Here is a 22,437-nt window from a genome sequence, read left to right as displayed (position 1 = left end):
CTTGCCGCTCCCGAATTGACTGCCAAGGCGAAATCCCTGCGCAAGGCCGAAGAAGCGCTGGCCAAGACCGGTGGCGCCACGGCCCAGCGGCAGATTTTCCTCTGCGCGATCTCCGAGAAGCAGAAATGCTGCCGTTACGAGGAGGGCAAGGAGGCCTGGAATTACCTCAAGCGCAGGCTCAAGGAGCTCGGCCTGGTCGGGCGCGACGGCATGGTGCAGCGGACCAAGGCCGATTGCCTCCAAATCTGCGAGGCGGGGCCCATCGCGGTCATCTGGCCCGATAATGTCTGGTATCATTCCTGCACGCCCGACGTGCTTGAGGCGATCATCCAGCGGCACCTGATCGGTGGCGTACCGGTGGAAGAGTACCGGCTCAGGCCGGCCGACTAGTCCTGGTCGGAAAGCGGGTCGTCGATCGAATCGTCGTGACCCGTGCCCGAGGACAGGAAAACCAGCCCCATCAGCGCGCTCGTCAACAACATGGTGAAGCCGATGCCAAGCGCAGCGGCAATGTAATAGTGGATCGAGACCTCGTCGTTGCCCTGCTTGTAGAGCAGCGCCATGGCGATCGCCACCACGCCCACCGTGAGCAGGAACATGAAGCGCATGATGCGCCGATAGCGCGCCCAGGCAAAGGCGGCATTCCTGGGATCGTCGAGGGGAGACTTGCGGGCCATCGCGCGCGAGATGGTGGGATTCGGGGCAAGTTGCAACGCCGGGGTGCGGCTCGACTGGCTTTTTCGCGGCGGAGATGGCATTCTGTCGCCCCGAAAAAGAGAGAGGCACGCATATATGGACATCGCCACGCTGCTCGAGGGGCGTTCGACTTCCGACGTGGTTTCCTGCGCCATCGGCACCTCGGTTCGCGAAGCGGTGGCCTTGCTCGCCTCCAAACGGATCGGGGCGGTTCCCGTCATGGATGGCGACCGTGTAGCCGGCATCTTCTCCGAACGGGACGTCATCTATCGCCTCGCCGAGGAAGGCGATGCCTGTCTCTCGCGCCCGCTCGGCGAAGTCATGACCGCTCCGGCGATCACGGTCGAACTGAACACGGCGATCCTCGACGCGCTCGCGCTGATGACCCGGCGGCGCATTCGCCACCTGCCGGTGGTCGACAGCGACGCGATGTGCGGCTTCATTTCGATCGGCGACCTCGTCAAGGCGCGACTGGACCAGATCGAGCACGAGGCCGAGCAGATGCGCACCTATATCCAGACCGCTTGAGACGGGCGCGCCGGCTTCCTACATCGCAGCCATGACACCCGCCCCCCAATTGACCGACGCTGCCGCCGCACGTGTTGCCGCGATCGCCGCCAAGCAGGCCCAACCGGCCATCCTGCGCCTGTCGGTCGAGGGCGGCGGCTGTTCGGGCTTCCAATACAAGTTCGCACTCGCCGACGCGCCAGAGAGCGACGATGCGGTGAGCGAGAATGCCGGCGTGAAACTGGTGGTCGACCCGGTCAGCCTCGACCTTGTCGCGGGCAGCAGCGTCGATTTCGTCGAATCGCTCAGCGGTGCCGCCTTCAGGGTGGAAAATCCCCAGGCCGCAGCGGGCTGCGGCTGCGGTTCGAGCTTCGGGATTTAGGTTAGACCCGCGCTGGCGTTTCGGGCATCAGGTCCGCCATGCTTATCGCCAGCTTCAATATCAACGGAATCAAGGCCCGCCTGCCGCGCCTCAAGGAGTGGCTCGAGGAGACCCGACCCGCCGTCGCCTGCCTGCAGGAAATCAAGACGATGGACGAGGGCTTCCCGGCGGAGGAATTCGAAGCGATCGGCTATCACGCGATCTGGCACGGCCAGAAGGCCTTCAACGGCGTCGCGATCCTTGCCGATGGCGTCGCGCCGAAGGAAATCCGGCGGGGGCTGGGCATCGACGGGCCCAAGGACGGCGAGGGCGAGCAGGCCCGCTATCTCGAAGCCGAGGTCAACGGTGTCCGTATCTGCAACCTCTACCTGCCCAACGGCAATCCGCATCCGGGGCCCAAGTTCGACTACAAGCTCGCCTGGATGGATAGATTGCGCGCGCGCATGCGGGAGGTCTGGGCGGAAGAGGTCCCCGCGGTGGTGCTGGGCGATTTCAACGTCATTCCCGAAGACAAGGACGTCTGGTCGGTCAGTGCCATGGCGTCCGACGCGCTGATGCAGCCCGAATCGCGCGACGCCTATCGCCGGCTACTCGGCGATGGCTGGACCGATGCGATCGACACGCTCAATCCGCGCGGCGGAGTCTGGACCTATTGGGACTACCAGGCCGGGGCGTGGCAACGCGATCACGGTTTCCGCATCGATCATGTGCTGCTCTCCCCCGAGCTCGCCGACCGGATGGTCGGCGCGGGCGTCGACAAGGAGCACCGCGGGCGCGAGAAGGCCAGCGACCATGCGCCGGTGTGGGTCGAGCTGCGCGGCTAGCGCGCGCTCGGTGACCGAGGCCGCCACGCAAGGCGATGGCCTCCGATCACGGGAACAGCACGCTCAACGATAGAAGATGTGCGTATCGATCGTGGCGAGCGCCACCTTGCGGCGGCTCCAGCTCGGCCGGACGTAACGCGCATGGAAATAGACGGCATCCTGCGCACTGCTGTCCCACAGCCCGCGATGCGCGATGCGGGCAATCGCCTCGGCGCGCTTCCAGGCCTTCGAGCCGGTCCGGATATGGGGCATGCGGCCGTTTTTCACGAAGGAGAACTGCGCCCGTTGGTAGACGACACCGCAATAGCTCGAGGGCCAGCGGCCGTCCTCGGCGCGGTTGACCACGACCTGCGCGACCGCAAGCTGGCCTTCGAGCGGCTCGCCGCGCGATTCGAAATAGATTGCTCCGGCAAGGCACTGCAGCTCGTCCGAGAGCTGGCCTGCGGCGGGCATGGTGTCGACGAGTTCGCGCAGGCTGCCTACCTGCTGCTCTTCATCCTGTGTTTCGGAGTTGGCTTCCGACTGATCGGGAAGCTCCTGGACCACCGCCTTCTCGACGAAAACCGGCACCACCTCTTCGGTGAGCTGTGCCTGGCTGGCGGTGTCTTCGGTTGCCGCGGCCCCCACTTGGGCGTTGGCGCCGGAACCTTCGGCCCCGGCAAAAGTAGTAAGGGCAATCGCCGCGATAATCGCGGTGAACCCGGTAGCCTTGCGAATCATTTGTCACTGACAACTGAGCGGTTGGCGGTCTGTCGCAGGCTGGGATCCATGGCGCGTTTCTAGCGTCCCGAAAGTCGGATCCGTTGCTGGCCTGCCGGCCACCCCCCGTCTGCGTGCTTGCGTGTCGACCCCATTGTCGTCCAAACGCCGCCTGCGCATCGAAGTTCGCGGCCAAATAGTCGCAAATGAAATCAAGTCAAGTTAACGCGGCACCCCTGCGACGAACCGTTCCGCATTTTCGATATCCAGCTCGATCAGCCAGGAATCGGGGTCGGAACGCCTGCGGCGACTCAAATATTCGTCAAATTCTTCTTTTTTTCCATCACTTTGATCGCGCGCGCAAACGAATGCGCGCGAGCCGTCGAGGCTCGGCATGCGCTCCCACAGGCGGGTATTTTTGCCACAATGCGTGGTTAATATGAGAATGACGCCCGCGTCCTTTTCCCCCTTTTGGAGCACGACGCCAAAGCCGCCCGCGGCCTCTACCGCGCGGATAAGGCCGGAAACTTCGAGGTGGGCAGGCAGGCGAGCGTCCATGGCACTCAGGCGTCGGCGAGATAGCCGGGCAGGCTCGAGAGCGGAATGTGCGAGCGCATGAAGGTGCCTGTCCCCCGGCCGATCTCGTCGCCTTCGGCATCGACCAGCCGCGATTCGGCCACGAACACCCGCTTTCGCCCGCTGACCCAGCGCCCCTCGGCCACCACTTGGCCCACCCGGACCGGCTTGGTGAAATGCAGGTTGAACGAGGTTGTCAGCAGGAAGCGATCGGTCACGAAGGTATTCGCGGCGTAGAAGCCGGCGTCGTCGAGCATCTTGAAATAGATCGTGCCATGCGCGGCGCCAGCCGCGTGGTAGACCTCCTCGGTCACGTCGAAGGTGATGCGCGACGCGCCCTCACCGGTGATTTCGAGGTGCGAGGAAAACAGCGCATTGACCGGGGCCGAGGCATAGAGACTTTCGAGCGCACGGTAATGGCGCTCCGCCCCGCTTGATGCGGCCCCGGTCATTGCTGCTTCGCCTCCTTAGCGCGGTTCGACCCAGCCGATCGACCCGTCGTGGCGGCGATAGACCATATTGTGTTCGCCGCTACCCGCATTCTTGAACAGCAGGCCATTGGCATTCTGCAGGTCGAGCATCATCACCGCGTCGGCCACGCTGCATTCGGGAATGATCGCCTTGGTCTCCGCAATCACGGGCGGGCTGTCGGCGGTAACTTCCTCGTCGTTGTCGGGCTCGGGGGCAGCGAGGATGGTGTAGGCCGCCTCGGCTTCGCGCACCGCATGATCGGCCTGTTCATGACGATCCTTGATCCGGCGCTTGTAGCGGCGCAACTGCTTTTCGATCTTGCCCGCGGCGGCATCAAAAGCCTGGTGGACGTCGTGTGCCTCGGCGTGTCCCTTGAGGATCAGGCCCTGCATGACATGCGTGACGATGTCCGAGGTGAACGCGCCGCCCGGGCCCTTTCCAAAGGTAACGTGCGAAGAAATCGCCCTGTTGAAATACTTTTCGACGATGGAGTTCAACCGATCGCCGACATGCTCCTGAAGCGCTGCACCGGTATCGATCTGGTGGCCCGAAACACGAATATCCATCTTGGCGTTTTCTCCTTCTACCGTCCCCCGTGCGATCCCAACTCGCCAGCCCGCCCGTCGGTTTCCGATCGGGCCCCAATCACCCCCACAGGGGATTCTCTATCGCGGCCAAGAATTCGCGATGGCGCGCCAGTTCCGCCGCGCTTGCCTGGTGCGGACGCGGCTCGCGGCGTGGCCCTGCCGGCGCCTGGCGCACGACCTGGTCCAGCTGGACCGGACCCGTCTCAGCGGCGGACGCCTCGGCAGCGAGTTCGAGGCCGATCTGGCGACCGCCCTTGAGTTCGACATAGACCTGCGCGAGCAGCTCGGCATCGAGCAGCGCGCCATGCTTCACGCGGTGGCTACGATCGATCCCGTAGCGCGTGCACAGCGCATCGAGCGAGAGCTTGGCACCTGGATGGCGCTTGCGCGCCAACGCGACAGTGTCGACCATGCGACTGGTGCAGACCGGATCGAGCGCGCACAGTGCGAGCTCGGCGTTGAGGAAGCCGAAGTCGAAACCGGCATTGTGCGCGATCAGCGGGGCATCGCCGATGAAATCGAGCAGTTCGGCAGCATGCTCGCGAAACAGCGGCTTGTCCGAAAGGAAAGCGGCCGAAAGGCCGTGCACCGCTTCGGCGCCTGCCGGCATGTCGCGTTCGGGGTTGAAATAGGCGTGGTAGTGAGCGCCGGTCGGGACGAGATTGACCAGCTCGATGCAGCCGATTTCGACCAGCCGGTCCCCCGTCTTGGGGTCTAGTCCGGTGGTTTCGGTATCGAATACGATTTCGCGCATCGAGTCTTCTATCGGCCTCGTACCTTCAGATTACAAGAGGGTTACAATGAGGGGCGCGCACGGCTCGCGGCGCGCAATTCGGCCACCAGCGCCAGCACCGCATCCTCGGTCCGTGCCAGCGTGGTTCCGGTATCGACGACATGGTCGGCGCGGGCACGTTTCTCGCTGTCGGGCGTCTGCAGCGCGAGGATATGGGCGAACTTGTCCTCGGTCATGCCCGGACGCGCGAGGACGCGCTTGCGCTGCGCCTCGGCGGGAGCGGAAACCACGACGACCCGGTCGACCGCCGATGCGCCGCCCTTCTCGAACAGCAGCGGAATGTCGAAAACCACCACCGGAGCGCTTGCATGTTCGATCAGGAACGCCTCGCGCCTGCGCGCCACAGCGGGATGAACGATCGCCTCGAGCCGGGCGAGCTCTTCGGGATTACCAAAGACCAGCGCGCCGAGCCGGTCGCGCGACACGCCTCCTTCATCGGTGCTGCCCGGGAAAGCGGATTCGATCGCGGGCACCAGCTCGCCATCCGGACCTTGCATTGCGCGCACTTCGGCATCGGCATCGAACACCGGCACTCCGGCCGCCTCGAACATCGCGGCGACGGTCGATTTGCCCATCCCGATGGAGCCGGTGAGGCCGACGATCAGCGGGCGGGTCATGCGGTGAGCCTCTCGCGCAATTCGCCGTCATATTCGCGCGGCGGTTCGACCCCGAAGAAATGGGCGAAGGCCGCCGCCGCCTGGCCGATCAGCATGGAGAGGCCGTCGATGGTCTCGAAACCGGCCACCCGCGCGTTCTTGAGGAATTCGGTCTCAAGCGGATCAGTGACGATGTCGTAGGCGATGGATCCGGGGGGTGCATGGCTCCAGTCGAATGCCAGCGGCGGCTGCCCGCGCATGCCCAGCGGGCTGGCGTTAACGATAAGGTCGCAACACCCCTCGCGATCGTCGAAGGCGAAATCGGTGGCATCGGCAAAATGATCGAGTCGCACGGCATGATGTACGCCGCCGGAATCGAGTTCTTCGAGCAGAGCACGCGCCTTGTCGGAATTGCGACCGGCGAGCACGAGCGTGAAGCCCTCATTCGCGAGCCCTGCAATGATCGCGCGCGCCGCACCGCCTGTGCCGAGGACCCGCGCCATACGGAAATAGTGCCGGTCGCGCAGCCGCTCGGCGAGTGGTTCGAGGAAGCCCGCCATATCGGTGTTTGTCCCTGCGAGTAGTCGATCAAAGGCAGGGTACACTGTATTGACAGCGCCGATCGCACGGGCGTGAGCATCAACACTGTGCAAATAGGGCTGAACCGACTGCTTGAGCGGCATGGTGACGTTGCACCCTCGCCAGTTCAGGTCCAGCTGCCGCTCGGCGAAAAAGTCAGGAAGGTCTGCGGCGGTCAGGCGAGTGGCACGATATTCGGCATCGAGCCCCAGCTTCTCGATCCAGAAGCCATGGATCGCGGGCGACTTCGACTGGGCGATCGGATCGCCGATAACTTCGGCGTAAACGGTCACGACAGCAAGGCGCCTTCCGCCCGCAGGGCCTCGAGCACCTGCAGCAGCGGCATGCCGAGCACGGTGAACTGGTCTCCCATGATGCTTTCGAACAATTGCACTCCGGGCCCCTCGATGCGGAACACGCCGACGCAATACGAAACGGCGGGCCATTCGGCCGCGAGATAGGCGGCGATGAAGTCCTCGCTCAGCGCCCGCACCCGCAGGCGCGCGAAATCGGAGCCGATCCAGACGATCTGTCCCCCGCGCGCCAGCGCAGCGGCGCTGTGCAGTGTCATGATCTGGCCCGAGAAGAAGCGCAGGTGTTCGGCCGCTTCCTCGCGGCTGCCCGGCTTGTCGAAGCGCCGGCCGGCCACCTCGACCAGCGAATCCGAGCCGAGGACCAACACGTCTGGACGTGCAGCCGAAACCGTCGCCGCCTTGGCTGCGGCGAGCGCCTGCGCGATTTCGCCCGGCTCGGCACCCTCCATCTCGGCTTCGAGCGCGCGCTCGTCGACATCGGCGCCGAGCGCGGTAAAGGCGATCCCCGCCGCTTCGAGCATGGCCTTGCGCGATCCGCTGTTCGAGGCGAGCAGGATCTCGCTTCCCGTCAGATCGGTCATATCGGCTTGGCTCCTTGGCGCGTGCCCCGCGCTTCGCGTTCGTTATAGAGGCGGATCACCGCCGCGGCGGTCTCCTCGATCGAGCGGCGGGTGACGTCGATCACCGGCCAGCCATTGTCGGCGAACATCCTCCGCGCGAACTTGACCTCGTCCTTCACGCGCTCGTTGTCGACATAATGCGTTTCGCGCTCTTCGTTGAGCGTCAGCAGTCGGTTGCGGCGAATCTGGACCAGCCGCTCGGGGGCGGTGGTGAGGCCAACCACCATTGCGCGTTCGAGTTCGAACAACTTGGGCGGGGGCGGACTTTCGACCACCAGCGGGATATTGGCGACCTTGTAGCCGCGGTTGGCGAGATAGATGCTGGTCGGCGTCTTCGAGCTGCGCGAGACACCGGCGAGCACGATGTCCGCTTCGTCCCAATTCTCCCACCCCACCCCGTCGTCATGCGCGATGGTGAACTGGATCGCCTCGACCCGGGCGAAATAGGCTTGGTCCATCGCGTGCTGCCGCCCCGGCCGGCCATGCGCCTCCTGCCCCAGCGCCTTTTCCAAAGCCTCGGTCACCCGATCGAGAATCGGCACCGCCGGCAGGCCGAGCTGGGTGCAGGCCTCCTCGAGCCTTTCGCGGGTCTCGGGATTGACCAGCGTGAACAGCACCAAGCCCGGATTGGCCTTGAGTTCGGGGAGGATCCGTTCGAGATGCTGGCGGCTGCGCACCATCGGCCAGAAATGGCGCACGACATCGGCATCCTCGAACTGCGCGAGCGCTGCCTTGGCGAGCATCTCGAGCGTTTCGCCGGTGGAGTCGGACAAGAGATGGAGATGGACGCGGTTGGAGATTTCGGGGTCCTGCGGCCTGTGGAGAACGCGAGGCATAAACCACGGGAGAAAGCTGGCGACAAGTTCGGGACGGAAAAGCCTCCCCAATGCGAGTCATTCACGGGGCGATTCCCGCACAGCAAATGTGATTTATGCGCAGGGGTGGGGACAGCGAGGATAAGTTTGACTCGACTCATGCACGCTGGCGAGTCGCAATCCGGCTTCGGCCCTTTGCAGCGCGGGAGAAATCGGGCAGGGCCCGGTTATCCCTGAAATCCACAGGGCCAACAGACTCCTTCAACCCTTATATAAATATCATTATTTATTGGATTGGACTCCTCGATGCCCGGTCTCCTCCTCGATACGCTGAATGGCAAACGCGGTGATCGCGTACCCCTCTGGCTCATGCGCCAGGCCGGTCGCTATCTGCCCGAATATCGCGCGCTGCGGGAAGAGAAGGGCGGGTTTCTCGCCATGGCCTACGACAGCGAGGCAGCCTGCGAGATCACGCTGCAACCGATCGATCGCTTCGGCTTCGACGGGGCGATCCTTTTCTCGGATATTCTCATCGTGCCGCATGCGATGGGCCAGCATCTCGAATTTCTGGCAGGCGAAGGACCCAAGCTGTCGCCGCCGCTGGTCGATGCGGAGCTCGAAGGGCTCACCCCCGACCGCTCGCGCTACGAGCCGATCTACGAAACGGTGCGCCTCTGTCGCCAACGGCTGGGCGCGGAAACGACCATGCTCGGTTTTGCGGGTAGCCCGTGGACGGTCGCGACCTACATGGTGGCGGGCGAGGGCAGCCGCGATCAGCACGAGGCGCGCGCGATGGCCTATCGCGATCCTGCGAAGCTCGATGCAATCCTCGACCGGATCGTTGCAGAGACTATCGAATATCTCTCGGGCCAGATCGAATCGGGTGCGGAAGCGGTACAATTGTTCGACAGCTGGGCGGGCAGCCTGGCACCCGACGAATTCGAGCGGCTGGTGATCGCACCCAATGCGCGGATCGTCGCGGCACTGCGCGAGAAGCACCCCGATACGCCGGTCATCGGCTTTCCCAAGGGCGCGGGAGAGAAGCTTCCCGCCTATGCGCGCGAGACCGGGGTGCAGGCGGTCGGAGTCGACGAGACGATCGATCCGGTCTGGGCCGCGCGCGAGCTACCAGCCGGGATGCCGGTGCAGGGGAATTTCGATCCGCTTTTGCTGCTCGCGGGAAGCGACCGGCTCGAGAGCCGGGCCCGTTTCATCCTCGAGGCCTTCGCCGACCGGCCGCATGTCTTCAATCTCGGCCACGGGATCGATCGCCGGACGCCGATCGAGCATGTCGAGCGGCTGATCGCGGTCGTCCGCGCTTTCGAGGGGTGACGCGGGCATGTGCGATCCCTACATGATGGCGCGATGCAGGATGTCCTCGCGATGACCTATTACTGGATCAAGGCCGGCCACATCATCTTCATGGTGTTCTGGATGGCGGGCCTGTTCATGCTGCCGCGCCAGATGATCTACCTCCATTCCGCCGCGCCCGAATCCGAGGAAGCGGCGCTGTGGGCGAAGCGGATGGGGCTGCTGCGCAAGGTCATTCTCACCCCCAGCGTGATCGTGGTCTGGGTTCTGGGCCTGCTGCTGGCACAATCGATCGGCGCATGGAGCCAGGGATGGTTCCACGCCAAATTGGCCATTGTCGTGGCTCTGACGGCATTCCACGGCATGATGGTCGCCCGGTCGAAGAAGATGGCCGCCGGCGAACGACCGATGACCGAGAAGCAGCTGCGGATCTGGGGCGAGTTCCCGGGGATCGCGCTGGCGATCATCGTCGTGCTGGTCGTCGTCAAACCCTTCTGACGCGTGCCGCACCGAATGCGGTGCTCGTAGCCGCCGAGAAACCACACGTCGCTTTGTGAATTGACGCCCCATCTGCGCGGGCGTAACTGCACACCATCTACCGGCTACGGGCTTCGTCTCCCACGAGGCCGGGTCCGCTTTCTCCAAGCCCTTACCGACCCGCCGGCCATCCAAACCCGAATACCGAGTAAAACATATGCATCTCAAGGATTTGAAAGCAAAGACCCCAGCGGATCTGGTCGCGATGGCCGAAGAGCTGGGAGTCGAGGGTGCCTCGACCATGCGCCGCCAGGACCTGATGTTCTGCATCCTGCGCGAACTGGCCGAGGACGAGGAATACGAAGAAAAGATCATGGGCATCGGCACCATCGAGGTGCTGCAGGACGGCTTCGGCTTCCTGCGCAGCCCCGAGGCGAACTATCTTGCCGGTCCGGACGATATCTACGTCTCGCCCAACCAGGTCCGCAAATGGGGCCTGCGTACGGGCGACACGGTCGAAGGCGAAATCCGCGCGCCGCAGGAAGGCGAGCGCTATTTCGCCCTGACGACGCTCTACAAGGTCAATTTCGACGACCCTGATGCCGTGCGTCACCGCACCAATTTCGACAACCTCACGCCGCTCTATCCCGAGCAGAAGCTCAATCTCGACACGCTCGACCCGACGGTCAAGGACAAGTCGGCGCGTGTGATCGACATCATCTCGCCGCAGGGCAAGGGCCAGCGCGCGCTGATCGTCGCACCGCCGCGTACGGGTAAGACCGTGCTGCTGCAGAACATCGCCAAGGCGATCACCGACAACCACCCCGAGGTCTTCCTGCTGGTGCTGCTCGTCGACGAGCGCCCCGAGGAAGTCACCGACATGCAGCGCAGCGTGAAGGGCGAGGTCATCTCCTCGACCTTCGACGAGCCGGCCAACCGTCACGTCCAGGTCGCGGAAATGGTGATCGAAAAGGCCAAGCGCCTTGTCGAGCACAAGCACGACGTCGTCATCCTGCTCGACTCGATCACCCGCCTCGGCCGCGCCTACAACACCGTGGTGCCGAGTTCGGGCAAGGTGCTGACCGGCGGTGTCGACGCCAACGCCCTCCAGCGTCCCAAGCGCTTCTTCGGCGCGGCGCGCAATATCGAGGAAGGCGGCTCGCTCTCGATCATCGCCACCGCGCTGATCGATACCGGCAGCCGCATGGACGAAGTCATCTTCGAAGAGTTCAAGGGCACCGGCAACTCGGAAATCGTGCTCGATCGCAAGGTCGCCGACAAGCGCATCTTCCCCGCGCTCGACGTGGGCAAGAGCGGCACCCGTAAGGAAGAGCTGCTGGTCGAGAAGGACAAGCTCTCCAAAATGTGGGTCCTGCGCCGGATCCTCATGCAGATGGGCACGGTCGACGCGATGGAATTCCTCCTCGACAAGATGAAGGATTCCAAGACCAACGAAGACTTCTTCGCAACGATGAACCAGTAGGCGTTCGCTCATGCCTTGCGCTTCTGCGAGACGAGGCTTTCCCGTCAAAGAAAGGCGCAAGGTCTAGCGATGCATCGAATTCTCTACCGGTCGGTGGCCTCCGACGATTTCCGTTCGGACGATCTGTTCAAGGTCATCGAGGTTTCGGCCCGGAACAATCCCGAACGCGATGTCACCGGGTTCCTGCTCTACAAAGCGGGCCGATTCCTGCAGTTCATCGAGGGCCCGCAAGAGAATCTCGGAGTGCTGCTGAGCCAACTCGCAAAGGATCCGCGTCACCACGATGTCGAAGTGCTCGTGGACACTCCGGCATCTCGGCGATGTTTTCCCAAATGGCGCATGCAGCGCATCGGCTCTGACGACCAGGCAATTGCCGAACTAACCGATGCAATGCGCGCCGCCGGGCTGGACGAAAAATTCGCCGTGGAAATCGGGCGTTTCCTGCAAGCCTAACAGACCGTCAGCGGCTTCCTATTGCTGCGACTTGAGCTGCGCGGCCATCTGCTCCCACACCTTGTTCACCGCCTTCAGCGGGCGCACCATCACCTTGAAATCGACGATCATACCGTCCGCGTCGAAGCGGATCAGGTCGATCCCGTTGACGTGGATGCCGTCCATCTCGGTGGTGAACTCAAGCATGGCGTTCTCGCCGTCGACCAGTTCGCGAACGTATTCGAAACTGTCGTTGCCGAGAGTCTGTCCCGCAGCCGAGAGATAGGCGACCACGATCGCGCGGCCCCTTTGCGGCGTATGGACAACGGGTGAGTGGAACACCGCGTCTTCGTGGATGATGGCAGAGAGCGCCTGGGGCGAGGAACCGCTTTCGATCACCTCGTGCCAGCGTTTCAGCCCTAGTTCTGCCGACATGTCGCCTCCCCAAAATTAGCCGCCTGTGCGGCGTCCCAATCGGCAGCATATGGCGTCGATCCGGGATCGTCGAGCAGCTGGTTCGGTTCGAGGAAGCTGTAGATATGGTCGATGCTCGCCGCGCGGGCGGAATCGAGCCGTTCGGAGATGTGGCACGGTTCGATGTGCCACGGATTGTCGAGGCCCATGGCGACCACCATCTCGCGCAGCGAATGGAGCGTGTGACGCTGGAAACGAGCGACACGTTCGGCCTTGTCGCCGACGACCAGGCCGCGCTGGCGAGTCGAATCCTGCGTCGCGATGCCGGTGGGGCAGGCATCGGTATGGCACTTCATCGACTGGACGCACCCCAGGGCGAACATCATCGCCCGGGCCGCATTGCACCAGTCGGCACCAAGCCCGAGATTCATCGCCATGCCGGCGCCCGAGTGGACCATGCCCGCCGCCGCGAGCTTGACCTCGCCCTTGAGACCCGTGCCGACGAGAGCGTTTCGAACGATGATCAACCCTTCGCGCAGCGGCATGCCGACGCGGTTGGAGAATTCGACTGGTGCGGCGCCGGTCCCGCCTTCGGCCCCGTCGACGACGATGTAGTCGAGCCGGATGCCGGTCTCGCGCATGGCCTTCATGATCGCGAAGACCTCGTGCGGCTTGCCGACGCAGAGTTTGATGCCGACCGGCTTTCCGCCCGACAGATCGCGGAGCCTGGCTGCCCATTCGAGCAGTTCGGTGGGAGTCGAGAATGTCGAGTGGGCGGCCGGGCTGATGCAGTCCTTGCCTACCGGTACGCCGCGCGCTTCGGCGATCTCCTCGGTTACCTTGGCGCCGGGCAGGACCCCGCCGTGGCCGGGCTTGGCGCCCTGGCTGAGCTTGATCTCGACCATCTTGACCTGGTCGGCCTGCGCGGTGTCGGCGAAGCGGGCCGGATCGAAATTGCCGTCGTCGTCGCGGCAACCGAAATAGCCGCTGCCGATTTCCCAGACGAGGTCGCCTCCGTGCGAGCGGTGATAACGCGACAAGCCACCTTCGCCGGTGTCATGATAGAAATTGCCCGCCGCCGCGCCCTTGTTCAGCGCCATGATCGCATTGGCCGACAGCGAGCCGAAGCTCATCGCCGAGATGTTGAGTAGCGAAGCGGAGTAGGGCCGGGCGCATTGTTGCCCCCCGACATCGACCCGCCATTCGATCTCGGCCCTTTCATTCGGTACGATGGAATGAGCAAGCCATTGATATTCAGCGGAATAAACGTCAAGCTCGGTCCCGAAGGGGTGCGCATCGAGCTGTCCCTTGGCGCGGGCGTAGACCAGTGATCGCTGGTCGTGGTTGAAGGGCCGCCCCTCGAGATCGCCTTCGACGAAATAGGCGCGTGCATAGGGCCGCAGGTCTTCCATGATCCAGCGAATATGCGCCAGCAGCGGGTAGTTGCGCCACAGCGTGTGGCGCCGCTGGAGCAGGTCGTAAGCAGCAAGGATCAGCAGCGGCATGGTGACGAACAGGCCCCCACGGAGGGGTGTCACGATGGCGAAGACGCTGGTCAGGAGCAGGACCGACACCGTCGGCCCGAAGCGCATCAGCAGCTCCGAGGATCCGCGAATCCTTGCGAGGTTGCGCATCAGCCGAGGTGTTCGGCGAAGAACTTCGCCGTGCGCTTGTCGGCCAGCTGGGCCGCTTCCTCGCTACGGCGTTTGCCGAACTCGGTGGCGAAGCCGTGGTCGAGGCCCTCGTAATCGTGGAGCGTGACCTTGGGATGGTCGTCGAGGCCGTCGTGCATGGCCTTTTGGGTGTCCTTGTCGACGAAGCCGTCCTCGGTCGGGATATGCAGCATGAGCGGATGCGCGATGGCGTGCTTCTCGCCGAGCAGGCCGTCGATGCCGACGCCGTAATAGCCGACGCTGGCGTTCACGTCGGTGCGTGCCGCGGTCATGTAGGCAAGCCGGCCGCCGAGGCAGTAGCCAACGCAGCCGACCTTGGGCACGCCCTCGGTGTTGCGGATGTGATGGATCGTCGCCTCGATATCGCGGATGCCCTGGTCCTGGTTGAACTTGCCCATCAGGTCGAGCGCGCGCTGGAATTCGGGTTCGACATCGGGATCGAGCTCGACTCCCGGTTCGAGGCGCCAGAACAGGTCGGGCGCGACCGCGAGATAGCCTTCCTCGGCTAGCCGGTCGCATTTGCGCCTGATGCCGGCGTTGACCCCGAAGATCTCCTGGATGACGACGATTGCGGCGCGCGGGCTGTCGGCCGGTCGGGCGACATAGGCGGTGAAGCTGTCGTTGCCCGAGAGGGTTTCGATGGTGACGGTCTCGCTCATGGTGGGTCCCTCGCTGCGATTGGTGTCTTACGCTTGCATGACGCGTGATGCGGACCCAAATAGGGCCTTGCAAGAGGTAACGGAGAAAGCGCGATGAAGGTCCATATCGAAATCGACTGCACGCCCGAAGAAGCGCGGACCTTCATGGGGCTGCCCGATGTCGGCAAGGCCAACGACATCTATGTCGAGATGATGTCGAAGGCGATGAAGGGCGTCAGCAACACCGACCAGCTGCAGGAATATGCCAAGCAGCTCGCGCCGATGGGGCAGGCCGGCTTCAAGCTGTTCCAGAGCTTCATGGAAGGCGCGAACAACGCGAGGGGCGCTTCGAAGCCCAGGACCGACGACGACTAGGATCGCCCAGGCGCGATGAACGAGACGATCTATGCCCTGTCGAGCGGGGCGCCGCCCGCCGCCATCGGGGTGATCCGGATCAGCGGTCCGCGCGCGGGTGAGGCGCTGGCGCAGCTTTGCGACACGATGCCGCCGCCGCGTTCGCCGCGCCTCCGGCAGTTGCGCGATGGCGATGGCGAGATGCTCGACCGCGCGCTGGTGTTGTGGTTTCCGGGCCCGGCCACGGCGACGGGGGAGGATCTCGCCGAATTGCATTGCCATGGGGGCAGGGCGGTCGTTGCTGCCATCCTCGCTGCTCTCGGCGCGATCGAAGGGCTGCGCGAGGCCGAGCCGGGCGAGTTCACCCGCCGCGCCTTCGCCAATGGCCGGATCGACCTCGCTGAGGCAGAGGGGCTGGCTGATCTGCTTTCCGCTGAAACCGAATTGCAGCGCCGCGGGGCGATGATGGCTGCGGGCGGCGAATTGTCGCGACGCATTGAAGGCTGGCGCGACCGCCTGCTGGGTTTCGCTGCAGCCATCGAGGCAGTGATCGACTTCGCCGACGAGGACGATGTCGCCAGTCTGCCTGCCGATTTCGGGAATGAACTGGGGGCACTGGCGGGCGACATCCATCGCGTCGCTGAGCGGCCTGCGACCGAACGGCTGAGGGACGGGATCAGGGTGGTTCTGGCCGGACCGCCCAACGCCGGGAAGTCGTCGTTGTTCAATGCCTTGCTTGCCGATGAAGCGGCGATCGTCACCGCCGAGGCGGGAACTACGCGCGATGTCCTGGAGCGCCCGGTAGCGATCGGTGGCATACCCTTCGTGCTGGTCGATACTGCAGGCATGCGCGAGGAGGGCGCGGGAGCCATCGAGGCGATCGGCATCGAGCGCGCCCGGCGCGCGGTTCAAGGCGGGGAAATCGTTCTCTGGCTTGGTGACGCTGCGGACAAGCCGGAGGGCGCGGTACTCGTCCATTCGAAGGCCGATCTCGAAGAGCCCGACTATGCGGCGGACCTGGAAGTTTCAGCCGTAACCGGTTCGGGGCTCGATGATTTGACGAATTTGCTCGTCGAGAGGGGGCGGGCGGCCTTGCCTCCGGTCGATCGGCTCGCCTTCAATCGCCGCCAAAGCGGGTGGGCGCTTGCAGCCGCGACATATATCGAAGCGGTCGAGGTCACGGGAGATCTGCTGCTGGCGGCGGAAAATCTGCGCAGCGCGCGGCATGCGCTCGACCGGCTGGTCGGGCGTGATTCGACCGAGGAAATGCTCGATGCGCTGTTCGGGCGGTTCTGCATCGGCAAGTGATGTTTCACGTGAAACATGCGGGCTTTGACGCGAATCCCCGCGCGAGCTAAGGCGCGCATCCCATGCATTCATTCGATGTCCTGATTGTCGGCGGCGGCCATGCCGGGGTCGAGGCGGCCTGCGCGGCGGCCCGGATGGGTGCGCGCACGGGGCTCGTGACGCTCGAACTCGACAAGATCGGCGCAATGAGTTGCAATCCCGCGATCGGTGGGTTGGGCAAGGGCCATCTGGTGCGCGAGGTCGATGCGCTCGACGGCGTGATCGGTCGCGCTGCCGATGCGGCGGCGATCCACTATCGGATGCTCAACCGCTCGAAGGGGAGTGCAGTCTGGGGCCCGCGGGTCCAGGCCGACCGGCACCTCTTCCATGCAGCCGTGCAGGAGATGGTTGCTGCTCAGCCGAACCTTGACTTGGTCGCAGGTGAGGTGGCTGCGCTGCGTCTCGAGGGGGGCAGGGTCGCCGGTATCGAGCTTGCCGACGGCACGGCACTGGCCTCGAGGGCGGTTGTGCTCTGCACCGGGACCTTCCTCGGCGGAGTGCTCTTCCGCGGCGAGGAGCGCTTCGAAGGCGGGAGGATCGGCGAGGGCGCCGCGCACCGTCTGGCGCAGCAATTGCGCGCGGCTGACCTGCCGATGGGCCGCCTCAAGACCGGCACGCCCCCGCGGCTCGACGGGCGGACGATCGACTGGGCAGCGCTCGAAGAACAGTCTTCTGACGGCGAAGCATGGACCATGTCCTCGCTGACCCAAGGCAGGGCCAATCCGCAGGTCTTCTGCGCGATTACGCGCACCAACGCGCGCGCGCACGACATCATCCGCGCGAATCTCGACCGTTCGCCGCTGTTTTCTGGTGCGATCGGCGCTTCGGGCCCGCGCTACTGCCCGTCGATCGAGGACAAGATCCATCGTTTCGGCGACCGCGAGGGGCACCAGGTCTTTCTCGAACCCGAGGGGCTCGATACCGAACTGGTCTATCCGAACGGTATTTCGACTTCGCTGCCCGCGGACGTGCAGCTCGCCATGCTGCGAGAGATGGATGGCCTGAGCCGCGTCGAGATGGCCGTCCCAGGCTATGCGGTCGAATACGACCATATCGACCCGCGCGCGCTGGGTTCCTCGCTCGAACTCCACGCCATTCCCGGCCTCTTTTGCGCCGGCCAGATCAACGGCACGACGGGCTACGAAGAAGCGGCGGCGCAGGGCCTGGTGGCGGGAATGCAAGCCGCGGCTTCGGTTCTCGATATGGAGCCCGCCGCGCTCGACCGGGCCAACTCCTATATTGCGGTCATGCTCGACGATCTGACGCTGCAGGGGATCACCGAGCCCTATCGCATGCTCACTTCGCGCGCCGAGTATCGCTTGCGGCTCCGCGCCAGCAACGCCGATACGCGACTTACCCCGTTGGGCATGGCTTGCGGCCTCGTGGGACGCGAGCGCAGCGAATGGTACGAGCGACGCGAAGAGCGGCGCGCACGATACGACGAACAACTCGCCAGCCCCATCCACGCCAAGGAATTGGTCGCGGCAGGGTTTCACGTGAAACAGGATGCCGGCCAGCGTCCGGCGGTGGACTGGCTCGCAGGCGGGCATGCGGACATCGCCGGGCTCGCGCCCTGGCTTGAGGGCGTCGATCCGGCCGATCCCCTCGCCATCGAACTGGCCGAAGATGCGTTCTACGCGCCCTATCTCGCCCGCCAGCAGGCCGAGCTCGCCGATCTGCGGACCAGCGAGGCGCAGACACTATCGCCCGATTTTCCCTTTGCGGACGTTCCCGGACTCTCGAACGAGATGATCGAACGCCTGTCGCTCGCGCGACCCGAATCGCTTGCTGCGGCCGGGAGGATTCGGGGAATCACGCCTGCGGCGCTCGCGGCCCTGCTGGTTCATGCGCGCAAGCGCGATCGCGCCGCATGATAGCGTCCGAAGAACAGGCAAGGGCCTATGTCGGGAGCTTGTGCGACGAGGAGGCGATGGACCGTCTGTCCTTGCTCGTCGGAGACCTGGTCGAAGAAAACCAGCAACAGAACCTCGTCGCGAAGGCGACGCTGGAGACAGTTTGGCAGCGGCACATCGCCGATTCGGCGCAGCTTCTCCCGCTAGGTTCGCCCACGGAGGGTACCTGGCTCGACCTCGGGAGCGGCGCTGGCTTTCCCGGCCTGGTGATCGCGGCAATGCGCCCCGAGGCGCCAGTTGTTCTCGTGGAGTCCCGCAAGCGGCGCGTCGAATGGCTCAATCGCGCCTTGGCCCGTACGGGCCTCTCCAATTGCCGTGTAGAAGGTCGCCGCTTGGAGCAGGTCGAGCGCTTCGCCGCGGGGACGATCTCCGCGCGCGCCTTCGCTCCACTCGATCGTTTGCTCAGCTTATCTGCACGCTTCTCCACAGGCGCTACCTCATGGGTGTTGCCCAAGGGGCGTTCGGCAGAGCAAGAAGTGCAGGGGTTGCCCCGGGCCGGTCGCGCCATGTTTCACGTGGAACAATCGCTGACGGACCCTGAGGCGGGCATCGTCGTCGGCCGCGGGCAGTGGAGCGAAAAGTCATGATCACCATCGCAATCGCCAACCAGAAGGGCGGGGTGGGCAAGACCACCACCGCCATCAACATCGCCACGGCGATGGCGGCGACCGGCTGGAAGACGCTGCTGATCGACCTCGATCCGCAGGGCAACGCCTCGACGGGCCTGGGAATTCCGAGCGCGGCGCGCGAGAATACGAGCTACGACCTGCTGCTTGACCAAGCCACCCTCGCCGAATGCGCGCAGGAAACCGAGATTCCCGGGCTCGACATTGTTCCCGCGACGCAGGATCTTTCGGGCGCCGAGGTCGAGCTGGTGTCGGTCGAGGACCGCACCGGGCGGCTGACCAAGGCGCTGTCGGCCCAGGCGCGCGGTAGTTTCGCCGGTTACGATGCCTGCTTCATCGATTGCCCGCCCTCGCTCGGCCTGTTGACGCTCAATGCGCTCTGCGCGGCCGATACACTGATGGTCCCGCTGCAATGCGAATTCTTCGCTCTCGAAGGCCTCAGCCAGCTGCTGCAGACCGTCGAGCGCGTCCAGCAAGGCTTCAATTCCGATCTCGGCATCGTCGGCGTGGTGCTGACCATGTTCGATCGCCGCAACCGGCTGACCGACCAGGTCGCCGACGATGTGCGCGACTGCCTCGGCAATCTCGTGTTCGAGAACGTCATTCCGCGCAATGTGCGTCTGTCGGAGGCGCCGAGCCACGGCATGCCGGCACTGGTCTACGACCATAATTGTCCGGGAAGCCGGGCCTATATCGGGCTGGCAAGAGAACTGATCGGGCGGCTGCCCGAGAAGAGGAAGGCGGCATGAGCGAGAATACCGCGAATACGGGAGCACGACCGATCGATCGCAAGAAGAAGCTTGGGAAGGGGCTGGGCGCTCTCCTGGGCGAGACCCGGCGCGAGGAACCGCTTGTCCGGGCCGGTCAGACGGCCAACGCCGGCGGCGCAGCCGGACCGGCTGACGTGGCGGCGGGTTCGACACCGCTCGAAGGGCTCGCCTCGATCCCCGTAGCCGACATCGAACCGCTTCCGGGACAGCCGCGCTCGCGTTTCGACGAGGAGAGCCTCGATGCTCTCGCCTCCTCGATCGCGGCGCGCGGGGTCATCCAGCCGGTCATCGTCACGCCGCTCGGGCGCGGTCGCTATCGCCTCGTCGCGGGCGAACGCCGCTGGCGGGCAGCGCAGAAGGCGCGGCTCCACGAAATTCCCGCGCTGGTGCGCGATCTCGACCAGCGCGAGGTGATGGCGCTGGCGCTGATCGAGAACCTCCAGCGTGAGGATCTCAATCCCGTCGAAGAGGCGCGCGCCTATCACAAGCTCGCCGAGGACGAAGGAATGACGCAGGCCGAGATCGCCCGGCTGGTCGACAAGTCGCGCAGTCACGTGGCCAATTTCCAGCGCCTGCTCGCACTGCCCGATACCGTTCTTGCGCTGCTCGCCGATGGTTCGCTGTCGATGGGTCATGCCCGCGCACTCATCGGGCGCGAGGAAGCGGTCGATCTCGCGCGCCGCGCGGTCGCCGACGGCCTTTCGGTGCGCGAAATGGAAGCGCTGACGCGCAAACCGCGCAGCACCGCCACGGGTGCGGGCAATCCGCCCGCCGCATCCACGGGCGAAGACAACGCCGACATTGCCGCCGTGCAGGGTCATCTCGAGGAATTCCTCGGCATGCCGGTGAAGATCACCACCGAGAGCACGCCCAACACCGGCAGCGTGACCATCCGCTATCGGACGCTCGATCAATTAGACCTTATTTGTCAGAGGCTTACGGGCGGCGATATCTAAGCCGCACTTGGCTATTTGACCGGCCACGCCGGCGGCAAAACCGTTGCGATAGAGCGTCTTACCGCGGCATCGCGACCGTTACCGGCACGAGCATGTACTGTCCGGGCTGGCTGTACTGCACGCGGCCCGCGCTGGCGTTGGCCTGCTGCATATAGTCGTCGAGATAGGCCTCGCACTGGCCGTAGCTGTTCGTCCGCCGATCCGCGCGATCATCGATAGCGTCGCCGACGGCCATTCCGGCGAGCGCTCCGGCTCCCGCGCCGATGAGCGTGCCGGCAGTGCGATTGCCGCGTCCCGCAATGCGGTTGCCAATGACGCCACCTGCGGTTGCGCCGACCAGCGCCCCGATTACCTTCCCGCGGTCGCTGTCATTCTCGTAGGTATCGAGCCGCGAGCGACATTCCTCGAGCCAGGAATTGCGATCGAAAGCAACCAGCTGCGCACCGGCGGGCAGATAGAGCTGGGTCGAGACCTGGCCCGGCTGGTAGCCGTAGCCATATTCGACCGGCTGGACTGGCTGGACCTGCTGCACGGGCGCATCGCGATAGATCACCCGCGAGGCACCGGAAGTGGGCTGCGCATAGGTCACCGGGGCCGGATAGGCATAGAGCACCTGAGGCGGCTGCTGCACGTAGACGTAGGTCGGCTGCACTTGCGCTACCGTCGTGACCGGTGCCGCATTGCGCGCCGGAATGGTCCGCGCCGCGGGCAGGGGGGTACCCGCTTCGGTGACCGGCATCGTGCTCTGGGGCTCCGACGGGTCGATCGACTGGATCGTCGGCGATTCGACGAAGACCACGGCGGGCGCTTCGGCGTTGGGTACGGTTTCGGTCACGACATCGTCGTCGAGCTCGGCCTTGGGCTGGGCATATTCGTACTGGCCGGTCTCGTAGGACAGCGTGCTCTGCGCCAGCGCCACGCCGGGAAGCACGGCGAGACCGGAAGCGGAAAGGACGAGGGCGGTACGAACGAACATAACTCGGGCTCCTTCAGGCGACTCGGCGCATGGCCGACCCGCTGTGGTTACCGCGATGTTAGCATTCCGCGGCCCGAGCGCAAAAGCGGAGCCCGCGCTGTGCCGCTATGGGGCAGGCGGGATCAGATCCGTTCCGCCAGCAGGGCGGCAAGCGCTTCGATGCCCGCCGCATCTTCTTCATCGAAACGCGCGGTCAGCGGGCTGTCGAGGTCGATAACCGCGATCACCGTGCCTTTGCGGCTGACGGGCACAACCAGTTCCGAATTGGTCACCGCATCGCAGGCAATGTGACCCGGAAAGGCGTGGACGTCCTCGACCAGCTGGGTCTTGCCCTCGGACGCCGCCACCCCGCAGACCCCCTTGCCGAGCGGGATGCGGATGCAGGCCGGGCGGCCCACAAAGGGACCGAGCACCAATTCGCCGTCGATGACGCGGTAGAAGCCCGCCCAGTTCAGATCGGGCAGGAAATCGCCCAGCAACGCGGCGACATTGGCCATATTCGCTACGCCGTCGGGCTCGCCGGCGGTGAGCGCGTCGGCCGCGTCGACCAGCTGGCGATAGGCTTCGGGCTTGGGCGTTTCGGCATGGGGGCGAAAATCGTACATGCC

29 protein-coding genes are annotated in these 22,437 nt (G+C 64.7%); 14 read left to right on the top strand and 15 right to left on the bottom strand.

Features of this window, described 5'->3' with window-relative positions:
- Positions 1–15: 15 nt before the first annotated feature.
- Positions 16–390 (top strand): (2Fe-2S) ferredoxin domain-containing protein, encoded by a 375-nt coding sequence (locus K3181_RS07425; protein ID WP_221602362.1) that lies wholly within the window; start codon positions 16–18, stop codon positions 388–390.
- On the opposite strand, the gene K3181_RS07420 is transcribed toward K3181_RS07425, so the two are convergent.
- A complete protein-coding gene (locus K3181_RS07420; protein WP_221602361.1) occupies positions 387–677 on the bottom strand; it encodes a hypothetical protein in 291 nt (96 codons plus the stop codon). The genes K3181_RS07425 and K3181_RS07420 overlap by 4 nt on opposite strands.
- A 115-nt stretch (positions 678–792) precedes the next feature.
- On the opposite strand from K3181_RS07420, the gene K3181_RS07415 reads away from it, so the two are divergent.
- Genes K3181_RS07415 through xth form a run of 3 tightly spaced genes read left to right on the top strand, consistent with a single transcriptional unit; the run spans position 793 to position 2,409 of the window.
- Complete coding sequence (locus K3181_RS07415) at positions 793–1,224, top strand: CBS domain-containing protein (RefSeq protein WP_221602360.1); 432 nt, start codon at positions 793–795, stop codon at positions 1,222–1,224.
- A gap of 31 nt (positions 1,225–1,255) precedes the next feature.
- The gene (gene erpA / locus K3181_RS07410; protein WP_221602359.1) at positions 1,256–1,585 is read left to right on the top strand and encodes an iron-sulfur cluster insertion protein ErpA; all 330 of its coding nucleotides are present in this window, start codon (positions 1,256–1,258) and stop codon (positions 1,583–1,585) included.
- 38 nt (positions 1,586–1,623) lie between these two features.
- Positions 1,624–2,409, top strand: coding sequence for an exodeoxyribonuclease III (xth, locus tag K3181_RS07405; RefSeq protein ID WP_221602358.1), 786 nt, complete (start codon positions 1,624–1,626; stop codon positions 2,407–2,409).
- A gap of 63 nt (positions 2,410–2,472) precedes the next feature.
- Here xth and K3181_RS07400 read toward each other — a convergent pair whose 3' ends face one another.
- The 9 genes from K3181_RS07400 to K3181_RS07360 all read right to left on the bottom strand — a co-directional run bounded on the left by K3181_RS07400 (position 2,473) and on the right by K3181_RS07360 (position 8,480).
- Complete coding sequence (locus K3181_RS07400; RefSeq protein ID WP_221602357.1) at positions 2,473–3,129, bottom strand: cell wall hydrolase; 657 nt, start codon at positions 3,127–3,129, stop codon at positions 2,473–2,475.
- A gap of 201 nt (positions 3,130–3,330) precedes the next feature.
- Complete coding sequence (locus K3181_RS07395; RefSeq protein ID WP_221602356.1) at positions 3,331–3,666, bottom strand: DUF1491 family protein; 336 nt, start codon at positions 3,664–3,666, stop codon at positions 3,331–3,333.
- A gap of 5 nt (positions 3,667–3,671) precedes the next feature.
- On the bottom strand, positions 3,672–4,136 hold the full coding sequence (locus K3181_RS07390) for a PaaI family thioesterase (protein ID WP_221602355.1): 465 nt from the start codon (positions 4,134–4,136) through the stop codon (positions 3,672–3,674).
- 15 nt (positions 4,137–4,151) lie between these two features.
- The gene (hpf, locus tag K3181_RS07385) at positions 4,152–4,721 is read right to left on the bottom strand and encodes a ribosome hibernation-promoting factor, HPF/YfiA family (RefSeq protein WP_221602354.1); all 570 of its coding nucleotides are present in this window, start codon (positions 4,719–4,721) and stop codon (positions 4,152–4,154) included.
- Positions 4,722–4,800: 79 nt separating this feature from the next.
- The gene (gene dnaQ, locus K3181_RS07380; RefSeq protein ID WP_221602353.1) at positions 4,801–5,496 is read right to left on the bottom strand and encodes a DNA polymerase III subunit epsilon; all 696 of its coding nucleotides are present in this window, start codon (positions 5,494–5,496) and stop codon (positions 4,801–4,803) included.
- A 41-nt stretch (positions 5,497–5,537) separates the two neighbouring features.
- Positions 5,538–6,152 (bottom strand): dephospho-CoA kinase, encoded by a 615-nt coding sequence (gene coaE, locus K3181_RS07375; protein WP_221602352.1) that lies wholly within the window; start codon positions 6,150–6,152, stop codon positions 5,538–5,540.
- Positions 6,149–7,003, bottom strand: a complete 855-nt coding sequence (locus tag K3181_RS07370; protein WP_221602351.1) for a shikimate dehydrogenase family protein — start codon at positions 7,001–7,003, stop codon at positions 6,149–6,151. The genes coaE and K3181_RS07370 overlap by 4 nt, the downstream gene beginning before the upstream one ends.
- The gene (locus tag K3181_RS07365; protein WP_221602350.1) at positions 7,000–7,605 is read right to left on the bottom strand and encodes a Maf family protein; all 606 of its coding nucleotides are present in this window, start codon (positions 7,603–7,605) and stop codon (positions 7,000–7,002) included. Before K3181_RS07365 ends, K3181_RS07370 begins: the two co-directional genes overlap by 4 nt.
- Positions 7,602–8,480 carry a pyruvate, water dikinase regulatory protein gene (locus K3181_RS07360; RefSeq protein WP_221602349.1) on the bottom strand — a complete coding sequence of 293 codons (879 nt, stop codon included), beginning with the start codon at positions 8,478–8,480 and terminating at the stop codon, positions 7,602–7,604. The genes K3181_RS07365 and K3181_RS07360 overlap by 4 nt, the downstream gene beginning before the upstream one ends.
- A gap of 285 nt (positions 8,481–8,765) precedes the next feature.
- Between K3181_RS07360 and hemE the strand changes: the two genes are divergently transcribed.
- From hemE to K3181_RS07340, 4 genes are all read left to right on the top strand, one after another.
- On the top strand, positions 8,766–9,791 hold the full coding sequence (gene hemE / locus K3181_RS07355) for a uroporphyrinogen decarboxylase (RefSeq protein ID WP_221602348.1): 1,026 nt from the start codon (positions 8,766–8,768) through the stop codon (positions 9,789–9,791).
- A gap of 33 nt (positions 9,792–9,824) precedes the next feature.
- Positions 9,825–10,268 carry a CopD family protein gene (locus tag K3181_RS07350; protein ID WP_221602347.1) on the top strand — a complete coding sequence of 148 codons (444 nt, stop codon included), beginning with the start codon at positions 9,825–9,827 and terminating at the stop codon, positions 10,266–10,268.
- 196 nt (positions 10,269–10,464) lie between these two features.
- The gene (rho, locus tag K3181_RS07345; protein ID WP_221602346.1) at positions 10,465–11,730 is read left to right on the top strand and encodes a transcription termination factor Rho; all 1,266 of its coding nucleotides are present in this window, start codon (positions 10,465–10,467) and stop codon (positions 11,728–11,730) included.
- A 69-nt stretch (positions 11,731–11,799) separates the two neighbouring features.
- Positions 11,800–12,183, top strand: a complete 384-nt coding sequence (locus K3181_RS07340) for a BLUF domain-containing protein (protein WP_221602345.1) — start codon at positions 11,800–11,802, stop codon at positions 12,181–12,183.
- Positions 12,184–12,201: 18 nt separating this feature from the next.
- Here the strand turns inward: K3181_RS07340 and K3181_RS07335 are convergent, their stop codons facing one another.
- From K3181_RS07335 to K3181_RS07325, 3 genes are read right to left on the bottom strand one after another with little or no spacing between them, the layout of a single operon-like run.
- The gene (locus K3181_RS07335) at positions 12,202–12,597 is read right to left on the bottom strand and encodes a nuclear transport factor 2 family protein (protein WP_221602344.1); all 396 of its coding nucleotides are present in this window, start codon (positions 12,595–12,597) and stop codon (positions 12,202–12,204) included.
- Complete coding sequence (locus tag K3181_RS07330) at positions 12,582–14,168, bottom strand: FMN-binding glutamate synthase family protein (protein WP_247714897.1); 1,587 nt, start codon at positions 14,166–14,168, stop codon at positions 12,582–12,584. The genes K3181_RS07335 and K3181_RS07330 overlap by 16 nt, the downstream gene beginning before the upstream one ends.
- 41 nt (positions 14,169–14,209) lie before the next feature.
- Positions 14,210–14,908, bottom strand: coding sequence for a dienelactone hydrolase family protein (locus K3181_RS07325; protein ID WP_221602342.1), 699 nt, complete (start codon positions 14,906–14,908; stop codon positions 14,210–14,212).
- Between the two features lie 93 nt (positions 14,909–15,001).
- Between K3181_RS07325 and K3181_RS07320 the strand changes: the two genes are divergently transcribed.
- The 6 genes from K3181_RS07320 to K3181_RS07295 all read left to right on the top strand — a co-directional run bounded on the left by K3181_RS07320 (position 15,002) and on the right by K3181_RS07295 (position 20,853).
- Positions 15,002–15,262 (top strand): DUF6489 family protein, encoded by a 261-nt coding sequence (locus K3181_RS07320; RefSeq protein WP_221602340.1) that lies wholly within the window; start codon positions 15,002–15,004, stop codon positions 15,260–15,262.
- A gap of 15 nt (positions 15,263–15,277) precedes the next feature.
- Complete coding sequence (mnmE, locus tag K3181_RS07315) at positions 15,278–16,549, top strand: tRNA uridine-5-carboxymethylaminomethyl(34) synthesis GTPase MnmE (RefSeq protein ID WP_221602338.1); 1,272 nt, start codon at positions 15,278–15,280, stop codon at positions 16,547–16,549.
- A gap of 62 nt (positions 16,550–16,611) precedes the next feature.
- Positions 16,612–18,462 (top strand): tRNA uridine-5-carboxymethylaminomethyl(34) synthesis enzyme MnmG, encoded by a 1,851-nt coding sequence (gene mnmG / locus K3181_RS07310; RefSeq protein WP_221602336.1) that lies wholly within the window; start codon positions 16,612–16,614, stop codon positions 18,460–18,462.
- Positions 18,459–19,088: a 16S rRNA (guanine(527)-N(7))-methyltransferase RsmG gene (gene rsmG, locus K3181_RS07305; protein ID WP_221602334.1), complete on the top strand. Its 630-nt coding sequence runs from the start codon at positions 18,459–18,461 to the stop codon at positions 19,086–19,088. Before mnmG ends, rsmG begins: the two co-directional genes overlap by 4 nt.
- Positions 19,085–19,876 carry a ParA family protein gene (locus tag K3181_RS07300; RefSeq protein WP_221602332.1) on the top strand — a complete coding sequence of 264 codons (792 nt, stop codon included), beginning with the start codon at positions 19,085–19,087 and terminating at the stop codon, positions 19,874–19,876. The genes rsmG and K3181_RS07300 overlap by 4 nt, the downstream gene beginning before the upstream one ends.
- Positions 19,873–20,853: a ParB/RepB/Spo0J family partition protein gene (locus tag K3181_RS07295; RefSeq protein WP_221602330.1), complete on the top strand. Its 981-nt coding sequence runs from the start codon at positions 19,873–19,875 to the stop codon at positions 20,851–20,853. The genes K3181_RS07300 and K3181_RS07295 overlap by 4 nt, the downstream gene beginning before the upstream one ends.
- 58 nt (positions 20,854–20,911) lie before the next feature.
- On the opposite strand, the gene K3181_RS07290 is transcribed toward K3181_RS07295, so the two are convergent.
- Together K3181_RS07290 and K3181_RS07285 are read right to left on the bottom strand one after the other, a co-directional pair.
- Complete coding sequence (locus K3181_RS07290) at positions 20,912–21,829, bottom strand: glycine zipper 2TM domain-containing protein (protein WP_247714896.1); 918 nt, start codon at positions 21,827–21,829, stop codon at positions 20,912–20,914.
- 122 nt (positions 21,830–21,951) lie between these two features.
- Positions 21,952–22,434: a GAF domain-containing protein gene (locus tag K3181_RS07285; RefSeq protein ID WP_221602328.1), complete on the bottom strand. Its 483-nt coding sequence runs from the start codon at positions 22,432–22,434 to the stop codon at positions 21,952–21,954.
- Between the last annotated feature and the right edge of the window lie 3 nt (positions 22,435–22,437).

It is taken from the genome of Qipengyuania mesophila (assembly GCF_019711655.1).
GTDB lineage: Bacteria > Pseudomonadota > Alphaproteobacteria > Sphingomonadales > Sphingomonadaceae > Qipengyuania > Qipengyuania mesophila.
This window is presented reverse-complemented; position numbering and strand designations above follow the sequence as displayed.

What these genes read in the sequence shown, in the direction of transcription:
- K3181_RS07420 (WP_221602361.1), bottom strand. Translation starts at nt 677, where the DNA reads ATGGCCCGCAAGTCTCCCCTCGACGATCCCAGGAATGCCGCCTTTGCC.
- K3181_RS07415 (WP_221602360.1), top strand. Translation starts at nt 793, where the DNA reads ATGGACATCGCCACGCTGCTCGAGGGGCGTTCGACTTCCGACGTGGTT.
- erpA (WP_221602359.1), top strand. Translation starts at nt 1,256, where the DNA reads ATGACACCCGCCCCCCAATTGACCGACGCTGCCGCCGCACGTGTTGCC.
- xth (WP_221602358.1), top strand. Translation starts at nt 1,624, where the DNA reads ATGCTTATCGCCAGCTTCAATATCAACGGAATCAAGGCCCGCCTGCCG.
- K3181_RS07400 (WP_221602357.1), bottom strand. Translation starts at nt 3,129, where the DNA reads ATGATTCGCAAGGCTACCGGGTTCACCGCGATTATCGCGGCGATTGCC.
- K3181_RS07395 (WP_221602356.1), bottom strand. Translation starts at nt 3,666, where the DNA reads ATGGACGCTCGCCTGCCTGCCCACCTCGAAGTTTCCGGCCTTATCCGC.
- K3181_RS07390 (WP_221602355.1), bottom strand. Translation starts at nt 4,136, where the DNA reads ATGACCGGGGCCGCATCAAGCGGGGCGGAGCGCCATTACCGTGCGCTC.
- hpf (WP_221602354.1), bottom strand. Translation starts at nt 4,721, where the DNA reads ATGGATATTCGTGTTTCGGGCCACCAGATCGATACCGGTGCAGCGCTT.
- dnaQ (WP_221602353.1), bottom strand. Translation starts at nt 5,496, where the DNA reads ATGCGCGAAATCGTATTCGATACCGAAACCACCGGACTAGACCCCAAG.
- coaE (WP_221602352.1), bottom strand. Translation starts at nt 6,152, where the DNA reads ATGACCCGCCCGCTGATCGTCGGCCTCACCGGCTCCATCGGGATGGGC.
- K3181_RS07365 (WP_221602350.1), bottom strand. Translation starts at nt 7,605, where the DNA reads ATGACCGATCTGACGGGAAGCGAGATCCTGCTCGCCTCGAACAGCGGA.
- K3181_RS07360 (WP_221602349.1), bottom strand. Translation starts at nt 8,480, where the DNA reads ATGCCTCGCGTTCTCCACAGGCCGCAGGACCCCGAAATCTCCAACCGC.
- hemE (WP_221602348.1), top strand. Translation starts at nt 8,766, where the DNA reads ATGCCCGGTCTCCTCCTCGATACGCTGAATGGCAAACGCGGTGATCGC.
- K3181_RS07350 (WP_221602347.1), top strand. Translation starts at nt 9,825, where the DNA reads ATGCAGGATGTCCTCGCGATGACCTATTACTGGATCAAGGCCGGCCAC.
- rho (WP_221602346.1), top strand. Translation starts at nt 10,465, where the DNA reads ATGCATCTCAAGGATTTGAAAGCAAAGACCCCAGCGGATCTGGTCGCG.
- K3181_RS07340 (WP_221602345.1), top strand. Translation starts at nt 11,800, where the DNA reads ATGCATCGAATTCTCTACCGGTCGGTGGCCTCCGACGATTTCCGTTCG.
- K3181_RS07335 (WP_221602344.1), bottom strand. Translation starts at nt 12,597, where the DNA reads ATGTCGGCAGAACTAGGGCTGAAACGCTGGCACGAGGTGATCGAAAGC.
- K3181_RS07330 (WP_247714897.1), bottom strand. Translation starts at nt 14,168, where the DNA reads ATGCGCTTCGGGCCGACGGTGTCGGTCCTGCTCCTGACCAGCGTCTTC.
- K3181_RS07325 (WP_221602342.1), bottom strand. Translation starts at nt 14,908, where the DNA reads ATGAGCGAGACCGTCACCATCGAAACCCTCTCGGGCAACGACAGCTTC.
- K3181_RS07320 (WP_221602340.1), top strand. Translation starts at nt 15,002, where the DNA reads ATGAAGGTCCATATCGAAATCGACTGCACGCCCGAAGAAGCGCGGACC.
- mnmE (WP_221602338.1), top strand. Translation starts at nt 15,278, where the DNA reads ATGAACGAGACGATCTATGCCCTGTCGAGCGGGGCGCCGCCCGCCGCC.
- mnmG (WP_221602336.1), top strand. Translation starts at nt 16,612, where the DNA reads ATGCATTCATTCGATGTCCTGATTGTCGGCGGCGGCCATGCCGGGGTC.
- rsmG (WP_221602334.1), top strand. Translation starts at nt 18,459, where the DNA reads ATGATAGCGTCCGAAGAACAGGCAAGGGCCTATGTCGGGAGCTTGTGC.
- K3181_RS07300 (WP_221602332.1), top strand. Translation starts at nt 19,085, where the DNA reads ATGATCACCATCGCAATCGCCAACCAGAAGGGCGGGGTGGGCAAGACC.
- K3181_RS07295 (WP_221602330.1), top strand. Translation starts at nt 19,873, where the DNA reads ATGAGCGAGAATACCGCGAATACGGGAGCACGACCGATCGATCGCAAG.
- K3181_RS07290 (WP_247714896.1), bottom strand. Translation starts at nt 21,829, where the DNA reads ATGTTCGTTCGTACCGCCCTCGTCCTTTCCGCTTCCGGTCTCGCCGTG.
- K3181_RS07285 (WP_221602328.1), bottom strand. Translation starts at nt 22,434, where the DNA reads ATGTACGATTTTCGCCCCCATGCCGAAACGCCCAAGCCCGAAGCCTAT.